This window comes from Bradyrhizobium sp. Rc2d (assembly GCF_900099855.1).
Taxonomy (GTDB): Bacteria; Pseudomonadota; Alphaproteobacteria; order Rhizobiales; family Xanthobacteraceae; genus Bradyrhizobium.
In genome coordinates this window covers 38,466-57,996 of the sequence record NZ_FNCU01000011.1, presented here as the reverse complement: position 1 = coordinate 57,996, position 19,531 = coordinate 38,466, and the positions used below count along the sequence as shown (strand labels likewise).

Below are 19,531 nucleotides of genomic sequence, written 5' to 3'. Positions count from 1 at the left end.
CGTTCGACAGGAGGCGGTGCATGTTTGCCTATCTGGTGCGACGCCTGTTCCTGATGCTCGTGACCCTGTTCGGGATCTCGATCGTCATCTTCTTCCTGCTGCGCGTCGTCCCCGGCAACATCGTCGACATCCTGTTCGCCGCGGCCGGCTATGTCGATCCCGCCGACAAGGCCAATCTGGAGAAGGAGCTCGGCATCGATCAGCCGCTGATCGTGCAATATTGGCACTGGATCAGCGGTCTTCTGCGCGGCGACTTTGGTTACTCCTACGTCTCGGAGAAGCCGGCGCTTCAGGAGATCCTGCCGCGGATTCCGATCACGGCGCGGCTTGCTGGCCTCGCGCTGTTGTTCTCGGCGTCCATCGGCATCCCGCTCGGCGTCATCAGCGCCGTGAAGCAGGGCACCCGGCTCGACTATGCGCTGCGTGTCGTCAGCCTCAGCGGATTGTCGCTGCCCTCGTTCTGGCTCGGCCTTTTGATCCTCACCGCGTCGGTGGCAATGTTCGGCCAGATGCCGATCTTCAATCCCAATCCGCAGACTTGGCTCGAGGCATTTGCCACCTATGCCGTGCCGGCGGCCGCCGTTGGCTTCCGCAGCGCCGCGCTGACCATGCGCATCACCCGCTCCTCCATGCTGGAGGTGCTGCGGCAGGATTATATCCGCACCGCCCGCGCCAAGGGCGCATCCGATGCCGCCGTGAACTATCACCACGCGCTGAAGAATGCGATCCTGCCGGTCATCACCGTGATCGGCATCGAGGCGGCGTTCCTGATCGGCGGACTGATCGTCACCGAGACCGTGTTCAACATCCCCGGCGTCGCCCGCTTCCTGGTCGAGGCGATCCGCTGGCGCGATTATCCGATCGTGCAGAACCTCGTGATGTTCATCGCGGTCGTGGTCGTGTTCGCGAATTTCACCGTCGACATGCTCTACGCGGTGTTCGACCCGCGCATCAGGTACACGGATTAGGAGATCAGTTTGGCCGCGATCGACTTTGACGTTGAACTGAGACGGGCCGGGGCGCATGCGACCGGCGGCTGGCGGCGCGTGCTGTTCATGGCGCAGCGGCACGTACTTGGCGCGGCCGGGCTCGTCATCATGACGGTGTTCGTGCTCACCGCAATCTTCGCCGATTTCATCGCACGCTACGATCCACTGACGGTCGACTCCGCCCGCGCGCTGGCGCGCCCGAGCCTGGCGCACTGGATGGGCACCGATTCCTTCGGCCGCGACGTGTTCAGCCGCATCATCCACGGTGCACGGATCTCGCTCGCGGTCGGGCTTGGCTCCACGGCGCTCGGCGGCTCGATCGGCGTGATCGTCGGCCTCACCTCCGGTTATCTCTCCGGCTGGGTCGACCTCGTGTTCCAGCGCGTCTCCGACGTTCTCCAGGCGCTGCCCCTCTTGGTGCTGGCGCTGGTAATGACCGCCGCGCTTGGCCCGTCGCTGCCGAACGTGATCATCGCCATCGCCATTCCGCTGATCCCGACCGTCGCGCGCGTCATCCGCGCCAATACGCTCGCACTGCGCGAACAGCCCTTCGTGGAGGCCGCGAAATCGATCGGCATGAGCGAGATGCGGATCGCGCTGCGCCACGTGCTGCCGAATACGCTGGCGCCGCTGATCGTGCTGGCGACTGCCCAGCTCGGCTCGACCATCCTCACCGAGGCTTCGCTGTCCTTCCTCGGCCTCGGCATTCCCGAACCTTATCCGTCGTGGGGGCGTATGCTCTCGGAATCGGCTGCCGAATATGTCCGCACCGCGCCGTGGCTGGTGATCTTCCCGGGCATCGCCATCAGCCTCGCCGTCTTCGGTGCCAATCTGTTCGGCGACGCCCTGCGTGACATCCTCGATCCCCGGCAGCGCGGCTGATGGCTGATAAATCCGACCTCGTGCTCGACGTGAAGAACCTGAAGACGGTGTTCTTCACCAATTCGGGACTCTTCAAGGCGGTTGACGACGTCTCCTTCAGCGTGAGGCGCGGCGAGACGCTGGCGATCGTCGGCGAATCCGGGTGCGGCAAGAGCGTCACGGCGCTGTCGCTGATGCGGCTGGTGCCTGATCCGCCGGGCCGCATTGTCGGCGGCTCCGTCATGCTCGAAGGCACCGATCTGCTGGCGCTGGATGAATCGAAGATGCGTGCTGTCAGGGGCAACCGCATCTCCATGATCTTTCAGGAACCGATGACCTCGCTCAATCCGGTGATGCGGATCGGCGACCAGATCGTCGAGGCGGTGCGCCTGCACCGGAACTTGTCGGCCAAGGAGGCCGCGGATATCGCAGTCGAGATGCTGCGGCTGGTACGCATCCCCGAGCCGGCGCGGCGCGCACGCGAATATCCGCACCAGCTCTCCGGCGGCATGCGCCAGCGCGCGATGATCGCGATGGCGCTGGCGTGCCGTCCGGCGCTGCTGATCGCGGACGAGCCGACCACCGCGCTCGACGTCACGATCCAGGCACAGATCTTGGCGCTGATCCTCGACCTTCAGAAGGAGCTCGGCACTGGGCTCGTGCTGATCACGCACGATCTCGGCGTCGTCGCGCAGACCGCACAGCGCGTGATCGTGATGTATGCGGGCCGCAAGGTCGAGGAAGCCAGCGTCGAAGCGCTGTTTGCATCGCCAAAGCATCCCTATACGCGGGGGCTGATGGCTTCGATTCCAGCCGTGCCGGCGTCCGGCGTCGCCGCGCCGCCGCGGCTGAACGAAATTCCCGGCACCGTGCCGTCGCTGGTGCGGCTGCCGAAAGGCTGCGCCTTCGCGCCACGCTGCCCGCTCGCGATCAAGCGCTGCCAGGACGAATATCCGCCGCTTGCCGATTGGGGCGGCGGCCATCTCGCCGCCTGCTGGCGCGCGGAGGAAGTGGCGGAGGTCGCATGAGCGAGGCGCTGCTCGAGGTCACGGACTTGATCAAGCACTATCCCGTGCGCGCGGGCGTGCTGCGCCGGCAGGTCGGCACCGTGCACGCGGTCGATGGCGTCTCGTTCGCGCTTGGTGTTGGCGAAACGCTTGGCCTCGTCGGCGAATCCGGCTGCGGCAAGTCGACCGTGGCGCGCAGCGTGCTGCGGCTGGTCGAGCCGACCTCGGGCCAGATCCGTCTGGAAGGCGAAGACATCACCCATCTCTCCAAGACGGCGCTGCGGCCGCACCGCCGCTCGATGCAGATCGTGTTCCAGGATCCATTCGCCTCGCTCAATCCGCGCATGACCGCGGGCGACATCGTCGGCGAGCCGCTGGCCGTGCATGGGCTCGCCACCGGCAAGGCGCTGGAGGCGCGCGTCGCGAGACTGTTCGAGCAGGTGGGCCTAAGACCCGATCAGATGCGCAATTTCCCGCATCAATTCTCCGGCGGCCAGCGTCAGCGCATCTGCATCGCGCGGGCGCTTGCGCTGGAGCCGCGGCTGATCGTCTGCGACGAGCCGGTCTCCGCGCTCGACGTCTCGATCCAGGCGCAAGTGATCAATCTTTTGATCGACCTGCAGCGGCGGCACGGCTTCTCCTATCTCTTCATCGCGCACGATCTCGCCGTGGTCGCGCATATCAGCCACCGTGTCGCGGTGATGTATCTCGGGCGGATCGTCGAGATCGCCGACAAGGACGAATTGTTCCGCAACCCGCGGCATCCGTACACGCAGGCGCTGCTGGCCTCGGTGCCGGTCGCCAATCCGCTCGCGAAAAAACTTGCGCCGCTGGTCGATGGCGACGTACCGAGCCCGGTCAATCCGCCCTCGGGCTGCGCGTTTCATACCCGCTGCCGGTTCGCAATGGAACGGTGCAAGACGGAACGGCCGGCCCTGGTGGAGGCGGCTGGCGGACATCGGGTGGCGTGTTTGCTCAATGAGGGAACGGGGCGACCTCTCTAATGTCTCTAATGTCGTCCCGGCGAAGATCCCGTAGGGTGGGCAAAGCGAAGCGTGCCCACCATCCCAGACGCAACCGCCGCACGACGGTGGGCACGGCGCTATGCGCCTTAGCCCACCCTACGATACTGCGCTCGCCGCCCTAACCTGCCCCGATCTCCGCCACGATCCTGCCCATGGTCACCTGCTCGCCCTCGGCGACGTCGATCGCCTCAACCACGCCGTCAATGCCGGCCTTGTGGACGTGCTCCATCTTCATCGCTTCCAGCGTCATCACCGGTTGACCGACAGTGACGCGATCGCCCGGCTTGACCAGGACGGCGACGACGCGGCCGTTCAGGGCAGCGCGGACCTTGCCGTCACCGCCGTTGCTCGCGGCAGCCTTCGGCGCGGCTAGCGTGAGATCATTTACCGCGAGCGGGATACCGCGATGCTGGAGGTAGAGCCGATCGCCATCGCGCAGGAATCTTGCGCTGTCCATTACGCTGTCATGGCGGAAGCGGATGGCGTCGGCATCGAACTGCTCGATCTCGAACCTGTCCTGACGGCCGTCAGCAGCGACGGTGTAGCTGCCATCGCGAGCGCGGGTGACTTCGAGTTCGTGTATCTGGCCGGCGATCTCGATTTTCGCCGGCAGTGGGAACGTTGCCGCGAGGCTCCGTCCATCACGCCACGATGGTGCCTGCGGGCTGGTGACGTAAAGCAGCAGGCCCGCGAGTGCGACGCCGAATGCGCTGTCCGCGCGCGGTGTCAGCAGCTCGTCGCGATGCGCGCCGATGAACGCCGTCGTCGCCTCGCCCTTGGCAAAGCCGGAATGACGCAGGCACGACATCAGGAACGCCTGGTTTGTGGTCACGCCAAAAGCCGTGAGCTGCTCCAGGCCAACGATCAACCGCCCCCTCGCCTCCTCGCGCGTTGTGCCATGGCTGATCACCTTGGCGATCATGGAATCGTAGAACGGCGGGATCTCCGTATCCGACTGTAGCGCATGCTCGATGCGCAATCCTTCCGGCACCTGCCAGCGCGCCATGCGGCCGGACTGCGGCATGAAATCGTGTGCGGCATCTTCCGAGCAGAGTCGCACCTCGATGGCGTGGCCTTCGAAGCGGATATCCTGCTGCTTCACCGGCAATTGCTCGCCGCGCGCAACGCGCAGCTGAAGCTCGACGAGGTCGAGCCCGGTGATCGCCTCGGTCACGGGATGCTCGACCTGAAGCCGCGTGTTCATCTCCATGAAGTAGAACTCGCCGCTCGCATCGAGCAAAAATTCCAGCGTGCCGGCGCCCTCATAGCGCAGCGCCTTCACGGCCGCGACGGCCACCTCGCCCATTTTCGCGCGCAGCTCCGGCGTCACCGCGGGCGACGGCGCCTCCTCGATCAGCTTCTGGTGCCGCCGCTGCACCGAGCAATCGCGCTCGCCGAGATGGATCGCGTTGCCGTGGCTGTCGCCGAACACCTGGATCTCGATATGGCGCGGGTTCAGGATCGCCCGTTCGAGGATGACCGTGGGATCGCCGAACGCGGCCTTCGCCTCCGACCTTGCGCTGCGCAGGGCATCGGGGAAAGATGCGGCGTCGGTGACGAGCCGCATGCCACGTCCACCGCCGCCGGCCACCGCCTTGATCATCACGGGGAAGCCGATCTTTTTGGCCTCCGACAGCATCACCTCGTCACCCTGGTCGACGCCCTGATAGCCAGGCACGACGGGCACGCCCGCCTTCCTCATGATCTCCTTGGCGCCGGCCTTGTTGCCCATCGCCTCGATCGCCTGCGGCGACGGGCCGATGAAGACGAGGCCAGCATCCTTGCAGCCTCTCGCAAACTCCTCGTTCTCGGCAAGAAAGCCATAGCCGGGATGCACGGCGTCCGCGCCGCTCGCCCTGGCCGCGGCAATGATCGCGGGGATGTTGAGATAGGAGTGCGCCGGCAGCGCTTCGCCGATGCGCACGGCCTGATCCGCCTGCCGCACGTGGAGCGCATCGCGATCGGCATCCGAATAGACCGCGACGACGCCGAGGCCGAGTTGCCGCGCGCTGCGCATCACGCGTAGCGCGATCTCGCCGCGATTGGCAATCAGGACCTTGAAGAACGGCCGGTGCTGCACTGATCCGTTCCTCATGGGCGAGCCACCGAGAACTGCATGCGCTGGGGTGTGCGTGCATCGCCCTCGCGGCAGATCGCGAGCACCTCGGACAGAACCGCGCGGGTGTCGCGCGGGTCGATCACGCCGTCGTCGAGGACGCGCGCGCTGGTCGAGAACACGTCCATCTGGCCGTCGAACACGCCGATAATCTGCGCCTTCATGGCCTCTAACTTGTCCTTCTCGACCGGTTTGCCGCGGCGCGCGGCGGCGGCCTCGGTCACGATCGCCATGGTTTCTGCAGCCTGCTCACCGCCCATCACGGCGGTCTTGGCGTTCGGCCAGGAGAAGCAGAAACGCGGATGGAAGCCGCGCCCGCACATGCCGTAATTGCCGGCGCCGAACGAGGCGCCGCAATAGATGGTGATCTGCGGCACCGTCGCCGAGGTCACCGCCTGGATCATCTTCGAGCCGTGCTTGATCATGCCGGCTTCCTCATAGGCCTTGCCGACCATGTAGCCGGTGGTGTTGTTCAGATAGAGCAACGGCGTGCGGGTCTGGCAGCAGGCCTGAATGAAATGCGTCGCCTTGTTGGCGCCGGCGGGATCGAGCGGACCGTTGTTGGTGATGATGCCGATCGCCTGGCCTTCGATGCGGGCATGACCGCAGACCGTGGCGGGACCGTAGTTCGGCGCCATCTCGGTGAAGTCGGAATCGTCGACGATGCGCGCGATCACCTGTTTCATGTCCACCGGGCGCTTGTGGTCCATCGGCATGATGCCGAGCAGCTCGTCCTGGTCGTAGCGCGGCGGCTTGAACTGCGCAGCCACCCTGCCCGGCCGCTCCCATTGCAGCGCCGCCATGATCTCGCGCGCGATGCGAAGTGCGTCGCGATCGTCCTCGGCGAGATAGTCGCCGAGGCCGGACACCTGGGTGTGCATCTCGGCGCCGCCGAGCTCCTCCTCGGTCGCGATCTCACCGGTCGCGGCTTTTAGGAGTGGCGGCCCCGCAAGGAAGGCGCGGGTGCGGCCGCGGACCATGACGATGTAGTCGGAGAGACCAGTCTGATAGGCGCCGCCGGCGGTGGACGAGCCGTGCGTCACGGTGACGACGGGTAATCCCGCAGCCGAGAGCCGCGCGAGATTGCGAAAGATGTTGCCGCCGCGGACAAAATCCTCGACGCGGTAGCGCAACAGATTGGCGCCGGCGCTTTCGACGAGCTGGACGTAAGGCAGCTTGTTCTCCAGTGCCAACTCCTGCACCCGCAGCGTCTTGTCGAGACCGTAGGGTTGCAGTGCACCGGCATCGATACCGGAATCACTAGCACTGACCATGCAGCGGACGCCCGAAACAAAGCCGATGCCGGCAATGACGCCGCCGCCGGGCACGCTCTTGGCCGGATCCGGAACGTCGAACATGTAACCGGCGAGCGTCGACAGCTCAATGAAGGGCGCGCCGGGATCAAGCACCAGCGCGACGCGCTCGCGCGGCAGCAGCTGGCCGCGCTTGTGGAAGCGGTCCTTTGCTGCGGCGGACGCTGCCCGCGTGCGCTCTTCCAGCGCGCGCATGCGGTCGATCAGCGCAAGCATGCCGTCGCGGTTGGCGTGGTAGGCGGTGCTGCCGGGCGAGATAGTGTTTTCGAGAATGGACATAAATCTATCCTACCCGTCATTGCGAGGAGCGAAGCGACGAAGCAATCCAGTCTGTTTCCGCGGATGCACTCTGGATTGCTTCGCTGCGCTCGCAATGACCGTGAGGCGATACCTTACCGATTCGTCCCAAAGATCTTCCGCGCCTCGGCGGGGCTTGCGATCTCGCGGCCGGCACGGCGGGCGCAGGCGGCGACCGCTTCGATCAGCTGGCCGTTCGACGTCACCTTCTTGCCGTCGGCGAGATAGAAGGTGTCCTCCAGCCCGGTACGCAGATGACCGCCGAGCTCGGCGCAGCGCTGATGCAGCGGCCAGATCTCTTCGCGGCCGATGGCGGTGACCTGAAAATTCGCTTCGGGCCGCTTCAGCTTGATCAGGATCGGCAGCAGCTCGGGATCAGCAGGCATGCCCGAGGCGACGCCCATCACGAAGTTATATTCGAGTGGCCCCTTGTACATGCCGACCTGGTGATACATCCCGACGCAGCGGACGATGCCGACGTCGAAGCATTCGAACTCGGGGATGGTGCCGACCGCGTTCATGACGTCGAGATAGTCCTTCACCTTCTCGACCGCGTTGTCGAACATCATCGGCGGCCAGGCCCAGGTGTTGTCGGCCTTGACCTTCAGATAGTTCAGCGAGCCGGCATTGCAGGCTGCGATCTCCGGCTTCGTCTCACGGATGCAGTCGAGCGCGCCTGAGTAGTTCGGCCCTGACACCCCCGAGGTGTGGTTGATGATCACGCCCGGACAGGCCTCGCGGATCGCCTGCTGGATCTCCTTGCTGACGCTGACCTCCCAGGACGGAAGATGTCCCTTGTTCGGCGCCTGCTGGCGCAGATGGATGTGCATGATGGACGCGCCGGCATCGAACGCAGCCTTGGCCTCGCGCGCCATCTCTTCGGGCGTCACAGGCACGTTGTGCTGCTTCGGATCGGTGAGCACGCCGTTCAGCGCGCAGGTGATGACGGCCTTGTCGCTCATGCCTTGACGCTCATGACTTGGATGTCTCGCATGTTGAGAATTCAACACTTGCGATCATGTGATGGGCGGCATGCAGCTTCTTGCGCGGAGAAGCTAGCTAAGGACGAGCTATCGTAGGGTGGGCAAAGGCGCTTTGCGCCGTGCCCACCACATCTCGGTGTTTGGTGACGATGGTGGGCACGCTTCGCTTTGCCCACCCTACGAGAGCGGCGCTAACCCACCCTACGAAGCCTCCGCGAGCCGCACCGTCTCGGTGCTGCGATAGATCGCAAGATCGCGCGAGCCGACGAAGATCGCGCGCGGCTTCAAGCCGTAGAAGCGGCGGATCGAGTGGCTGAAGTGGGTGGAATCGGGATAGCCGATGTCCTGCGCGAGGTGGGCGAGATTGAGGTCCTGGTTGGCGAAGTGCAGCAAATGCCGCGCGCGCTTCCAGGCGCGGAAAGACCGGAACGAGATGCCCGTCTCTTCCTTGAACAAATGCAGGAAGCGCGAGGCCGAGAGGCCCGCCTCGGCCGCACAGGTATCGGCCGTGACCGGCTCGCCGGAGAAGCGCTCGATGCGCGCGACGGCACGCGTGACGCGTGGGTCGAGCACGCGGCGCGGCAACGCCTCGCCAAAACACATCTCGTCGAACTCGGCGGTGGTAATGTCACCGTAGCGGCGCTGACGCAGCAGCGCATAGGCGGCGAGGATCTTGCGGGCATAGACGGCACTGTCCGGTCCGGTCAGCCGCTGGGCCAAGGCCTCCAGCACGCCGTCCGGCATGCTCTCGGGTTCGAGCGTCACGCTGATTGCAGTGCGATAGTCGCTGGCGATGGAATGCCGCTGGTTCGGCAGGGTGACGAACAGTTCGCCGGTGGCGAGGACATCGTCGATCGTCAGATGCAGATTGCCCTTCACCGCCACATAGACGTGGCAACAGCCGGGGGTCCGTTTGCGGGGGCGTCCGAGCAGGCCGGCATAGAATACCCGCTCCGGCGTGATCAGCATCAAATGGTCGGATTCGCGACCTTTATCTTCCATGGGGATCCTCCTCGCGCGGCTCTCTGGCCGCTGCGGACGGAGGTCACCTTAGCGGAAATTTGAGCGCTGTCACGGTGAGATAGCGCTGTCATTGACGCGCAAAGATCGGCGTTCCCGGAGGGCAAAGAAAGACCCGGAACTCTTGGTCGTCCCGGCGGAGGCCGGGACCCATACCGCGAGGTCTATCGATGTAGGCGATATCAATCCCGAACGACCAATCTTCGCAAAACATGTTTCTGGGAGTATGGGTCCCGGCCTTCGCCGGGACGACAACTACGCCCGCACCCTGGGCGCGACGTTCTGCTCGGAGCCGGCCTTTTGCTCCGCAGCAACGGCGCGCTTGAAGCCGTCACGCTGCTGCAAGCGCGCCCAATAGGCTGCGACATTTGGCCCAAAATCCTTGGCCAGCCCAATGTTGTCGGCGAGGCGGAGCGCATAACCGATGACAATGTCAGCGGCTGTGAAGCGGCCGGCGCACAAGGTTTCGGCATTTGCGGTGGCTGCCTCGACGGCGCGCAAGCGTCCCAAGAACCATTTCGCATAGTCGCCGGCGACCTGCGGATTGCGGCGCTCCTCCGGCTCGAGCTGGGTGTATCTGAGCACCAGCGTCTGTGGGAAGGTTAACGTGGCGTCGCTGAAATACATCCAGTTCAGGAACGCGCCATAGGCGGGATCCTCAGATCCGACCATCAGCGGCGTCGGACCATATTTGATGCCGAGATAGTGGCAGATGCCGGAGGACTCAGTCATCCGCGTCTCGCCGTCGATCAAAAAGGGGATAGTGCCGAGCGGATTGATGCCGAGATAGTCCTTGGCGAACACCCGCGGCGGGAACGGCAGCATCTTCAATTCATAAGGCAGCCCCATCTCCTCCAGCATCCAAAGCGGACGGAACGAGCGCGCAGCGTCGCAGTGATAGAGCGTGATCATCAAGCACTTCCTTTGCTGCCGGGCAGCGTGCCCATCATCTTACACAGGACCATCAGCATGACCTCGTCGGCGCCGCCGCCGATCGAGGTCAGGCGGCTGTCGCGATAGGCGCGGCTGACCGGCGTCTCGTTGGTAAAGCCCATTCCACCCCAATATTGCAAGCAGGCGTCGGTGAGCTCCCGGCCAAGTCGCCCGGCCTTCAGCTTGGCCATGGTCGCAAGCCGCGTCACGTCCTCGCCGGCGACCAGCTGCTCCGCGGCCCGATAGATCAGCGCGCGCAGCAGCTCGACCTCGGTCTGCATCTCCGCCAGCTTGAAGTGCACGACCTGATTGTCGAGGATCGACTTCCCGAACGCCTTTCGGTTGCGGGTGTATTCGATGGTCTGATCGATGATGTATTCATGCGCCTTGAGGCAGGCGGCCGCGCCCCACAGCCGCTCCTCCTGGAACTGGATCATCTGGTAGGTAAAGCCTGTGCCCTCCTCGCCGATCCGGTTGCGCTTGGGCACGCGGACATTGTCGAAGAAGATCTGCGCGGTGTCCGACGAGCGCATGCCCATCTTGTCGAGTTTTCGCGCGACGGTGACGCCTTTGCTCTTCATGGGCACGCAGATCAGCGACTTGTTGCGGTGAACGGGCCCCTCGCCGGTGTTGGCGAGCAAGCAGATCCAGTCGGCCTGGGTGCCGTTGGTGATCCACATCTTGCCGCCATTGATGACGTAATCGTCGCCGTCGGAACGCGCATTGGTCTTGATCGAAGCCACGTCCGACCCGGCGCCGGGTTCGGAGACGCCGATGCAGGCGACATAGTCGCCGGCGATCGACGGCGCCAGAAACTCGCGCCGCACCTCGTCCGAGCCGAACCGCGCCAGCGCTGGCGTCGCCATGTCGGTCTGCACCCCGATCGCCATCGACACGCCGCCGCAGGTGATGGCCCCGAGCTCCTCCGCCATCATCAGCGCATAGGAATAATCGAGGCCGGAGCCGCCGAACTCCACGGGCTTGTTCAGGCCGAGGAAGCCGAGGCTGCCCATCTTCTTGAACAGCTCATGCGCCGGGAAGATGTCGGCCTTCTCCCAGTCATCGACGTGAGGGTTGATCTCGTTGGCGATGAATTTCTGCAAGGACCGACGGATGTCGTCGTGGTCTGCGGTGAACAGCATTTTTGTCAGCTCAGCTCTCGGTATCTCTGATGTGCTCGTCATGGCCGGGCTTGTCCCGGCCATCCACGCCTTCGTCACCCGGCAGCAAGAACGTGGATGCCCGGGACAAGCCCGGGCATGACGGAGGAGACTTTCACAACCCCATCTGCCTCGATGCCAAATCCTTCATGATCTCCTCGGTACCACCGCCGATGGCGTTGACCTTGACCTCGCGGTAGATGCGCTCGGCCTTGATGCCACGCATGAAGCCGGCGCCGCCGAAGATTTGCACGGCTTCCGAGGCGCAGAATGCCATGGTCTGCGTCGCCTGATTCTTCATCATGCAGATTTCAGCGACCGGGCTTTCGCCCTGCTCCAGCCGCCAGGCCAGCATCTCCAGCATCGCTTGCGAAGCCGCGACCTTCTGCGCCATGTCGACGATCTTGTGGCGGATCACCTGATGCTGGGCCAGCGGCTTGCCGAACGTCTTGCGCTCCTTGGCGTAGGCGATCGCCTCATCGAGACAGACGCGGGCGAAGGCGGTGCAGCTCGCGGCCATGCCCATGCGCTCGCTGTTGAAGTTCTGCATGATGATCTTGAAGCCCTGACCTTCCTCGCCGATCAGATTCTCGGCGGGCACGCGGCACGCGTCGAAATGTAGCGTCGCGGTATCGGAGGCCCACCAGCCCATCTTCTTCAGCTTGGTGCGCGACAGGCCGGGCGTGTTGCCTTCGATCAGGAGCAGGCTGACGCCGCCGGCGCCCTCGCCGCCGGTACGCACTGCAACGGTCAGATAATCGGCACGCATCCCTGAGGTGATGAAGGTCTTCTCGCCGCTCACGACGTAGTGATCGCCGTCGCGCCGCGCTCGGGTGCGCAGGTTCGCGACATCGGAGCCGCCGCCCGGCTCGGTGATCGCGAGGGCGGAAATCTTTTCGCCTGATAGCACCTGCGGCAGCACGCGTGCCCTCACCTCGGGGCGGGCCGCGCGGGCGATCGGCGGCGAGCCGATGGTGTGGCTCATCAGGCTGGCGCTGACACCGCCGGCGCCGGCCTGTGCGAGCTCCTGGCTCGCCACGATTTTCATGAACTGGTCGGCGGCGATACCGCCATATTCCTCAGGGAATCCCAGCCCCAACAGGCCGATCGCGGCCGCCTTGCGATAGAGCGCGCGCGGGAATTCACCAGCCTCGTCCCACTCATGAGCGAAGGGCGTGATCTCCTTCTCGACGAAGCGGCGCATCATTTCGCGGAAGGCATCGTGCTCGGCGGTATAGAACGGGCTCTTCATGGCACTCTCGCCTCGTACGGATTCGTCTCGGCCACCATGGACGGAACTTTGTTGGTTTCACTTGCGCCAAGTGGCTGGCCGGACAGGCCAGTTCCGCGTGAAGCCGTAAGCCCAGCAACTGAACGCAAGACGATTTTCGCTCCTCGCAGGCCAACTCCGGATCAAAAAAGATGGTGCACAAAACTCCGGCTGGCCCACCAAGGCCACGCCGGCCTGGTGCATGGCAATAAGTAATACAGCGGCGCAAGACCGCCGAGGGAGGGATTTTTGGCCGTTCGTTACTACGACTGGATCGCTCATCATGGCCGGCGCACGCCTGGCAAGGTTGCGGTCATCGACCTCGCGAGCGAGCGCCGCTTCACCTATTCGCAGCTCGATGCCCGCGTCTCGCGCCTCGCCTCATTCCTGCACCACACGCTGAACGTCTCGCGCGGCGACCGCGTTGCGGTGCTGGCGCTGAACACGACCGATACGCTGGAGGTACAGTTCGCCTGCGGGCGGTTAGGTGCCATCTTCGTGCCGCTGAACACCCGCCTCACCGTTCCCGAGCTCCAGTTCATCACCGGCGATTGCGCGCCGAAGGTGATGATCCACGACGCCGACCTGGCCGAGACGGCGCTGAGCGTGGCGAAGCTTTGCGGGGTCGCGACCAGCCTGCTGCTCGGACCCGGCCGATCCTATGAGGCCGGCATCGCCGCCGCCAAACCGCTCGACCGCGCCGAAGAAGTCACGCTCGATGACGTCTCGACCATCATGTACACGTCGGGCACGACCGGACATCCGAAGGGCGCGACCATCACCCATGGCATGACCTTCTGGAATTGCGTCAATCTCGGCGGCCCCGCCTGCATCGGGCCGGCCTCGGTTCTGCTCACCGTGCTGCCGCTGTTCCACACCGGCGGGCTGAATTGCTACACCAATCCGGTGCTGCATGCCGGCGGCACCGTGATGATCATGCGCACCTTCGATCCCGGCACGGCGCTCGGCCTGATCAACGACCCCGCGCAGGGCATCAACGTGTTCTTCGGCGTGCCCGCGATCTATCAATTCATGGCGCAGCACCCGGCCTTCGTGATCACCGATCTCAGCCGGCTGATCGTCGGCGGTGTCGGGGGCGCACCGATGCCGGTGCCGCTGCTGAAAGTCTGGGAAGCGCGCGGCGTCGCGCTTCAGCAGGGCTACGGCATGACCGAGACCTCGCCGGCCGTGCTGGTGCTCGATCGCGAGGACGCTGCGCGCAAGGCTGGCTCCGCCGGCAAGCCGGTGCTACATACGGAGGTACGCATCGTGCGGCCCGACGGTAGCGATGCCGATATAGGCGAGCTCGGCGAGCTCTGGGTCAAGGGCCCGAACATCACGCCGGGCTACTGGAACAGGCCCGAGGCCAACAAGACCTCATTCACCGACGGCTGGCTCCATACGGGCGATGCCACACGCGTCGACGAGGAAGGTTTTTACTACATCGTCGACCGCTGGAAGGACATGTACATTTCCGGCGGCGAGAATGTCTATCCGGCCGAGGTCGAGAACGTCCTGCATCAGCTCGACGCCATCGCGGAAGCCGCCGTGATCGGCATTCCCGATCCGCAATGGGGCGAAGTCGGCCTTGCCATCGTTGCGGTCAAGCCGGGCCAGAAGCTGACCGAGGCTGATGTGTTCGCGCATTGCGCGGCCAACCTCGCGCGCTTCAAATGCCCGCGCCAGATCCGCTTCGTCGATGCGCTACCACGCAACGCCACCGGCAAGATCCACAAGCCGACCTTGCGCAAGGAGTTCTCGGTGGCTTCCGAAGTCGACAACAAAGTCGCCAGTGCCTGACCGAAGCGCCCTCGCGGGCGCTTTTTCTTTTCGAAGTGCCTGCTCCAACCCACAAGAAACCCCAAGGAAATTGCCATGAATAACAAGAAACTCGCCCTGCTCGCCGTGGCAACGGCGCTGACATTGCTCTCAATACAAGGCGCCTACGCGCAAAAGAAATACGACACCGGCGCCAGCGACACCGAGATCAAGATCGGCAATGTCGAAGCCTATTCCGGCCCGGCTTCCGCCTACGGCATCATCGGCAAGACCGAGGAAGCCTATTTCAAGATGATCAACGACCAGGGCGGCATCAACGGCCGCAAGATCAACTGGATCTCCTATGATGACGGCTATTCGCCGCCCAAGACCGTCGAGCAGGTCCGCAAGCTGATCGAGAGCGATGAGGTGTTCCTGGTCTTCAACGCGCTGGGCACCCCGACCCAGACCGCCGTGCAGAAATATCACAACGCCAAGAAGGTGCCGCAGCTGTTCCTCGCCACCGGTGCCAGCAAGTGGAACGACCCGAAGGGTTTTCCCTGGACCATGGGCTTCCAGCCGAGCTATCGAGTCGAGGCACGGATCTTCGCCAAGTACATCTTGCAGGCGAAGCCCGATGCCAAGGTCGCGATCTTCTATGCCAATGACGATTTCGGCAAAGACTACGTCGCCGGCATCAAGGAGATCTTTGGCGAGAAAGCCTCTTCGCTGATCGTGGCGGAAGAGAGCTACGAGACCACCGAGCCGTCGATCGATTCCCACATCGTCAAGCTGAAGGGCACCGGCGCCAATGTCCTCGTCAACATCTCGACGCCGAAATTCGCGGCGCAGGCGATCAAGAAGATCGCCGAGCTCGAATGGAAGCCGATGCATGTCATGACCGACGTGTCGATCTCGATCGGTGCGGTGATGAAGCCCGCCGGCCTCGATGCTTCGGAAGGCGTGCTGTCGGCGACCTATTTGAAGGACGCGTCCGACCCGCAATGGAAGGACGACGAGGGCATGAAGAAGTTCATGGCCTTCATCTACAAGTACATGCCCGGCGCCAACATCTCCGACACCAATCTCGTCTACGGCTACGCCGCCGCGCAGACCCTGGTCCAGACGCTGAAGCAGTGCGGGGACGTGCTGACGCGGGAGAACGTGATGAAGCAGGCTGCCAGCCTGAAGGGCTTTGCGCCGGATACGCTGATCCCCGGCATCAAGATCAACACCGGCGCCAACGATTTCGTGCCGATCGAGCAGCTCAAGATGATCCGGTTCAAGGCTGGTCAGTGGGAATTGTTCGGCGACATCATCAGCGCGGAAACGGGCGGCTAGACCGCATCCGCGCAACATGCCCAAGCAAGATAGCGGCCCGAAGAGGCCGCTATCCCGGCAGGAAGAGCGCAAAGGGCTCCTCCACCGTTCGGCGCAGATGCTTTCGATACAAAGCATGGCTGGCGTCATCGGGCCCGACCCGCCCCAAAGACGGCTTCGGAACGTTTTTGAGCGGCACGTAGGCAATTGGCGCCGCGATCGGCGTGAGCTGCGAGCCAGGGCCGGCGCGGAGCGTCGAGATGATGCCGTACATCTCACCGGCGACGGTCGGCCGTGACACCGTGATCACGCGGTGCTGGCCGTGCTTGATGATGACGAGGTAGATGAAGCCGGACTGGTGGGGAACGGCGACCTCGCCGGTATGTTCATAGGCGGCATCGGTGCGATCGCCCTCACGAAAGACCAGCGAAGAGACTTTCGGCTCCCAGACGATCTCGGTGCGATAGGCGAAGATCGCGTCCTTGTCGCCGAACGACGGCCGCAGGGTGACGTAGACGTCCTCGAGCCAGGTCACCGCGCGATGCGCATAAGAGCCGAGGCTGTCGGGCGCGACATCGTTTGTGGCCGGCGGCGTCACCACGACGGCACTTCTGCGCAAGGAGACGCCCAGTGCCTGCTCCAGCCGGATCGTCGTCGCCAGTGTGAACGGCCGCCGGCCGCCGAGCACCTTCTCCAGCGTCGACAGGCTGAGCTTGGCCTGCTCGGCCAGCGCCTGGCGGGAGATCCGGCGTCTGGCGAGCTCCTCGCGAATGGTCTCCGCGATCTCGCGGCTCTGCTCGTCCGAAAGCTGCTTGTCGGTGAATTTATCCTGCGTCTGCATCGTCGACCCTGCCTTGGAAGTGCCATTCTAGCAGGGCGGACAAACCAGCACAAAACCGCACATGACCGCCCCGGCGGCGGTGAGCCCGGGCCGGTCGCGGCGGAACATTGCCGATCATTCTGCTCGCGAAATCAGGCCCTCCCGGCGGATGCTGAGAGCCAGCAAACGTCCTCCGGGAGCAGGCCAGATGGATATCTACGGCACAGCCGACCACGACGATCACCCCATGTTGAACCGGCTGATCAAGCTCGGATTGTTTCTTCTCGCGCAGGGCATCGCGGTGATGCTGATGGCTTTCGTGGCCCTGCTCGTCAGCTTCGGGACGAGTTGGTCGGCAACGACGGAGCAAGCAAGCCTGCTCCAGCCCGGCGATGCCAGGTCCGGGAGCCTGCTCCTGAAAGGCGACGGCGCCACCACCGAAGCAATCCGCCTCGGCATCGACATCGACGTCACAGTGTCCGGCCCGACGCTGCGCGCCCGGGTCACGCAGGTCTTCCGCAACCCGACCAAGGACTGGGTCGAGGCAACCTATGTCTATCCGCTCGCGACCGGCGGCGCCGTGGATACGCTGAAGATGGTGGTCGGCGACCGTGTCATCGTCGGCGACATCAAGGAGCGGCAGCAGGCCCGCGTGATCTATGAAGAGGCGCGCCGCGGCGGGCAGAAGGCCGCGCTCACCGAGCAGGAACGGCCGAACATCTTCACCAACTCGGTTGCCAATGTCGGTCCCGGCGAAACCGTGCTGGTGCAGATCGAATACCAGGAGCCGGTGCATCAATCCGGCAACGAATATTCGCTGCGCCTGCCGCTGGTGGTCGGACCGCGCTACAGTCCGGCGCCGATCGTGCAGAGTGTCGACTTCCGCAACGACGGCTCGGGCTGGGGCGCGACCCATTCCGACCCGGTTCCGGACCGTGACCGTATCTCGCCTCCCGTGCTGGATCCTGCCAAGAATGCGCCGGTCAATCCGACCAGCATCACGGTGCGCCTGAAGTCCGGCTTTGCGCTCGGCGAGGTCAAGAGCCACCACCACAACGTCAAGGTCGAGAGCCCGGACAACACAACGCGCGTCGTCACACTCACCGAGGGTGCCGTACCGGCCGATCGCGATTTCGAATTGACCTGGAAGCCGGCCGCAGCGAAGGCGCCATCGGTCGGCCTGTTCCGCGAGCATGTCGGCGATGCCGATTACCTGCTCGCCTTCGTTACCCCGCCCAGCGCCGAACAGGCGATGCAGAAGCCGCTGCCGCGCGAGGTCGTATTCGTGATCGACAATTCGGGATCGATGGGCGGCACGTCGATCGTTCAGGCCAAGGCCAGCCTGACTTACGCGCTCTCTCGCCTCCAGCCGACCGACCGTTTCAACGTGATCCGCTTCGACGACACCATGGACGTGCTGTTTCCGGCTTCCGTGCCGGCGGATGCCGCCCATGTCGGTGAAGCCACCTCCTTCGTCAGCGCCTTGCAGGCGCGCGGCGGCACCGAGATGGTTCCGGCGATGCGCGCGGCGCTGACCGACAAGCTCGCCGACACCAGCATGGTTCGCCAGGTCGTGTTCCTGACCGACGGCGCGATCGGCAATGAGCAGCAATTGTTCGAAACCATCACGGCGATGCGCGGGCGATCGCGCGTCTTCATGGTCGGCATCGGCTCCGCGCCCAACACCTATCTGATGACGCGCGCTTCCGAGCTCGGCCGCGGCGCCTTCACCCATATCGGCTCCGTCGAGCAGGTGGAGGAGCGCATGCGCGGCCTGTTCGCCAAGCTGGAAAATCCGGCCGTGACCGGTCTCAGCGCAAAATTCTCGGAGGCCAAGGCCGATGTCACCCCGGCGATCATTCCCGACGTCTACCGCGACGAGCCCTTGGTGCTGGCGGCAAAACTCGACAAGCTCGCGGGCTCGCTCGAGATCAAGGGCCGCGTCGGCGATCGCCCGTGGTCGGTGACGCTGCCGCTACAAAATGCCGCCGAAGGCAAGGGCCTGTCAAAACTCTGGGCCAGGCGCAAGATCGGCGATGCCGAAGTTGCGCGCACCCTGCGCGAGATGACGCCAGAAGAATCCGACAAGGCGATCCTGGCGCTGGCGCTCGACCATCAGATCGTCACGCGGCTGACCAGCCTGGTCGCGGTCGACAAGACGCCGAGCCGCCCCGAAGGCGAGCCGCTCAAGCTAAGCGAATTGCCGATCAACCTGCCCGCCGGCTGGGATTTCGAGAAGGTGTTTGGCGAACGACAGCAATTGCCGGCACAGCTGCGCGAGCGCCATGCTGATGCGCGCAATCAGCCGGCGGCGAGGCGGCCGACACCTGCTGCGCCCGATGCGATCCGTCTGCCCAAGACCGCAACCTCGGCCGAGCTGAAGATGATCGCGGGCCTGATCCTGATCGTGCTCGCCCTGATCCTGTTCGTGTTCAACCGGCGTCAGCCCTTGCTCACTGATGCCGCTTGAGAGAGGAGCCACCCCGAACTCCTCTGTTAGCGCGCGCGGCTGCCCGTCCCATACCAACGGCCGCGCGCGCCTTTTTTTGGATCGTCATTGCGAGGAGCGAAGCGACGAAGCAATCCAGACTACCGCTCCGAAGACGGTCTGGATCGCTTCGCGGAGCCTGTCATCGGGCCGCGCTTCGCGCGGACCCGG

At 64.4% G+C, this 19,531-nt stretch carries 15 protein-coding genes; 7 read left to right on the top strand and 8 right to left on the bottom strand.

The features are described from left to right. The first annotated feature begins 20 nt into the window (after positions 1 to 20). From BLV07_RS15820 to BLV07_RS15805, 4 genes are read left to right on the top strand one after another with little or no spacing between them, the layout of a single operon-like run. Positions 21 to 968 carry an ABC transporter permease gene (locus BLV07_RS15820; RefSeq protein WP_091887160.1) on the top strand — a complete coding sequence of 316 codons (948 nt, stop codon included), beginning with the start codon at positions 21 to 23 and terminating at the stop codon, positions 966 to 968. Positions 969 to 977: 9 nt separating this feature from the next. Further along, a complete protein-coding gene (locus tag BLV07_RS15815) occupies positions 978 to 1,871 on the top strand; it encodes an ABC transporter permease (RefSeq protein WP_091887158.1) in 894 nt (297 codons plus the stop codon). Beyond that, on the top strand, positions 1,871 to 2,878 hold the full coding sequence (locus BLV07_RS15810) for an ABC transporter ATP-binding protein (RefSeq protein ID WP_091887156.1): 1,008 nt from the start codon (positions 1,871 to 1,873) through the stop codon (positions 2,876 to 2,878). The genes BLV07_RS15815 and BLV07_RS15810 overlap by 1 nt, the downstream gene beginning before the upstream one ends. Beyond that, entirely contained in the window at positions 2,875 to 3,861 is a 987-nt protein-coding gene (locus BLV07_RS15805) for an ABC transporter ATP-binding protein (protein ID WP_091887154.1), read from the top strand. The genes BLV07_RS15810 and BLV07_RS15805 overlap by 4 nt, the downstream gene beginning before the upstream one ends. A gap of 139 nt (positions 3,862 to 4,000) precedes the next feature. On the opposite strand, the gene BLV07_RS15800 is transcribed toward BLV07_RS15805, so the two are convergent. The 7 genes from BLV07_RS15800 to BLV07_RS15770 form a co-directional block, all read right to left on the bottom strand. Beyond that, entirely contained in the window at positions 4,001 to 5,977 is a 1,977-nt protein-coding gene (locus tag BLV07_RS15800; RefSeq protein WP_091887152.1) for an acetyl/propionyl/methylcrotonyl-CoA carboxylase subunit alpha, read from the bottom strand. Then, positions 5,974 to 7,590 carry an acyl-CoA carboxylase subunit beta gene (locus tag BLV07_RS15795; RefSeq protein WP_091887150.1) on the bottom strand — a complete coding sequence of 539 codons (1,617 nt, stop codon included), beginning with the start codon at positions 7,588 to 7,590 and terminating at the stop codon, positions 5,974 to 5,976. Before BLV07_RS15795 ends, BLV07_RS15800 begins: the two co-directional genes overlap by 4 nt. 113 nt (positions 7,591 to 7,703) lie before the next feature. After that, the gene (locus BLV07_RS15790) at positions 7,704 to 8,570 is read right to left on the bottom strand and encodes a beta-keto acid cleavage family enzyme (protein ID WP_091887148.1); all 867 of its coding nucleotides are present in this window, start codon (positions 8,568 to 8,570) and stop codon (positions 7,704 to 7,706) included. A gap of 222 nt (positions 8,571 to 8,792) precedes the next feature. Further along, the gene (locus tag BLV07_RS15785; RefSeq protein WP_091887146.1) at positions 8,793 to 9,593 is read right to left on the bottom strand and encodes a helix-turn-helix domain-containing protein; all 801 of its coding nucleotides are present in this window, start codon (positions 9,591 to 9,593) and stop codon (positions 8,793 to 8,795) included. 273 nt (positions 9,594 to 9,866) lie between these two features. Continuing rightward, positions 9,867 to 10,523 carry a glutathione S-transferase family protein gene (locus BLV07_RS15780; RefSeq protein WP_091887144.1) on the bottom strand — a complete coding sequence of 219 codons (657 nt, stop codon included), beginning with the start codon at positions 10,521 to 10,523 and terminating at the stop codon, positions 9,867 to 9,869. Beyond that, positions 10,523 to 11,686: an acyl-CoA dehydrogenase family protein gene (locus BLV07_RS15775; RefSeq protein ID WP_091887142.1), complete on the bottom strand. Its 1,164-nt coding sequence runs from the start codon at positions 11,684 to 11,686 to the stop codon at positions 10,523 to 10,525. Before BLV07_RS15775 ends, BLV07_RS15780 begins: the two co-directional genes overlap by 1 nt. A 133-nt stretch (positions 11,687 to 11,819) precedes the next feature. Then, positions 11,820 to 12,956: an acyl-CoA dehydrogenase family protein gene (locus BLV07_RS15770; RefSeq protein WP_091887140.1), complete on the bottom strand. Its 1,137-nt coding sequence runs from the start codon at positions 12,954 to 12,956 to the stop codon at positions 11,820 to 11,822. Between the two features lie 267 nt (positions 12,957 to 13,223). Between BLV07_RS15770 and BLV07_RS15765 the strand changes: the two genes are divergently transcribed. Both BLV07_RS15765 and BLV07_RS15760 read left to right on the top strand, forming a co-directional pair. Next, on the top strand, positions 13,224 to 14,774 hold the full coding sequence (locus BLV07_RS15765; protein WP_091887138.1) for an acyl-CoA synthetase: 1,551 nt from the start codon (positions 13,224 to 13,226) through the stop codon (positions 14,772 to 14,774). Between the two features lie 75 nt (positions 14,775 to 14,849). Then, positions 14,850 to 16,073: an ABC transporter substrate-binding protein gene (locus BLV07_RS15760; protein ID WP_091887136.1), complete on the top strand. Its 1,224-nt coding sequence runs from the start codon at positions 14,850 to 14,852 to the stop codon at positions 16,071 to 16,073. Positions 16,074 to 16,122: 49 nt separating this feature from the next. On the opposite strand, the gene BLV07_RS15755 is transcribed toward BLV07_RS15760, so the two are convergent. Then, positions 16,123 to 16,893: a helix-turn-helix transcriptional regulator gene (locus BLV07_RS15755; RefSeq protein ID WP_091887134.1), complete on the bottom strand. Its 771-nt coding sequence runs from the start codon at positions 16,891 to 16,893 to the stop codon at positions 16,123 to 16,125. 187 nt (positions 16,894 to 17,080) lie between these two features. On the opposite strand from BLV07_RS15755, the gene BLV07_RS15750 reads away from it, so the two are divergent. Then, a complete protein-coding gene (locus BLV07_RS15750) occupies positions 17,081 to 19,342 on the top strand; it encodes a marine proteobacterial sortase target protein (RefSeq protein ID WP_091887132.1) in 2,262 nt (753 codons plus the stop codon). Positions 19,343 to 19,531: the final 189 nt, after the last annotated feature.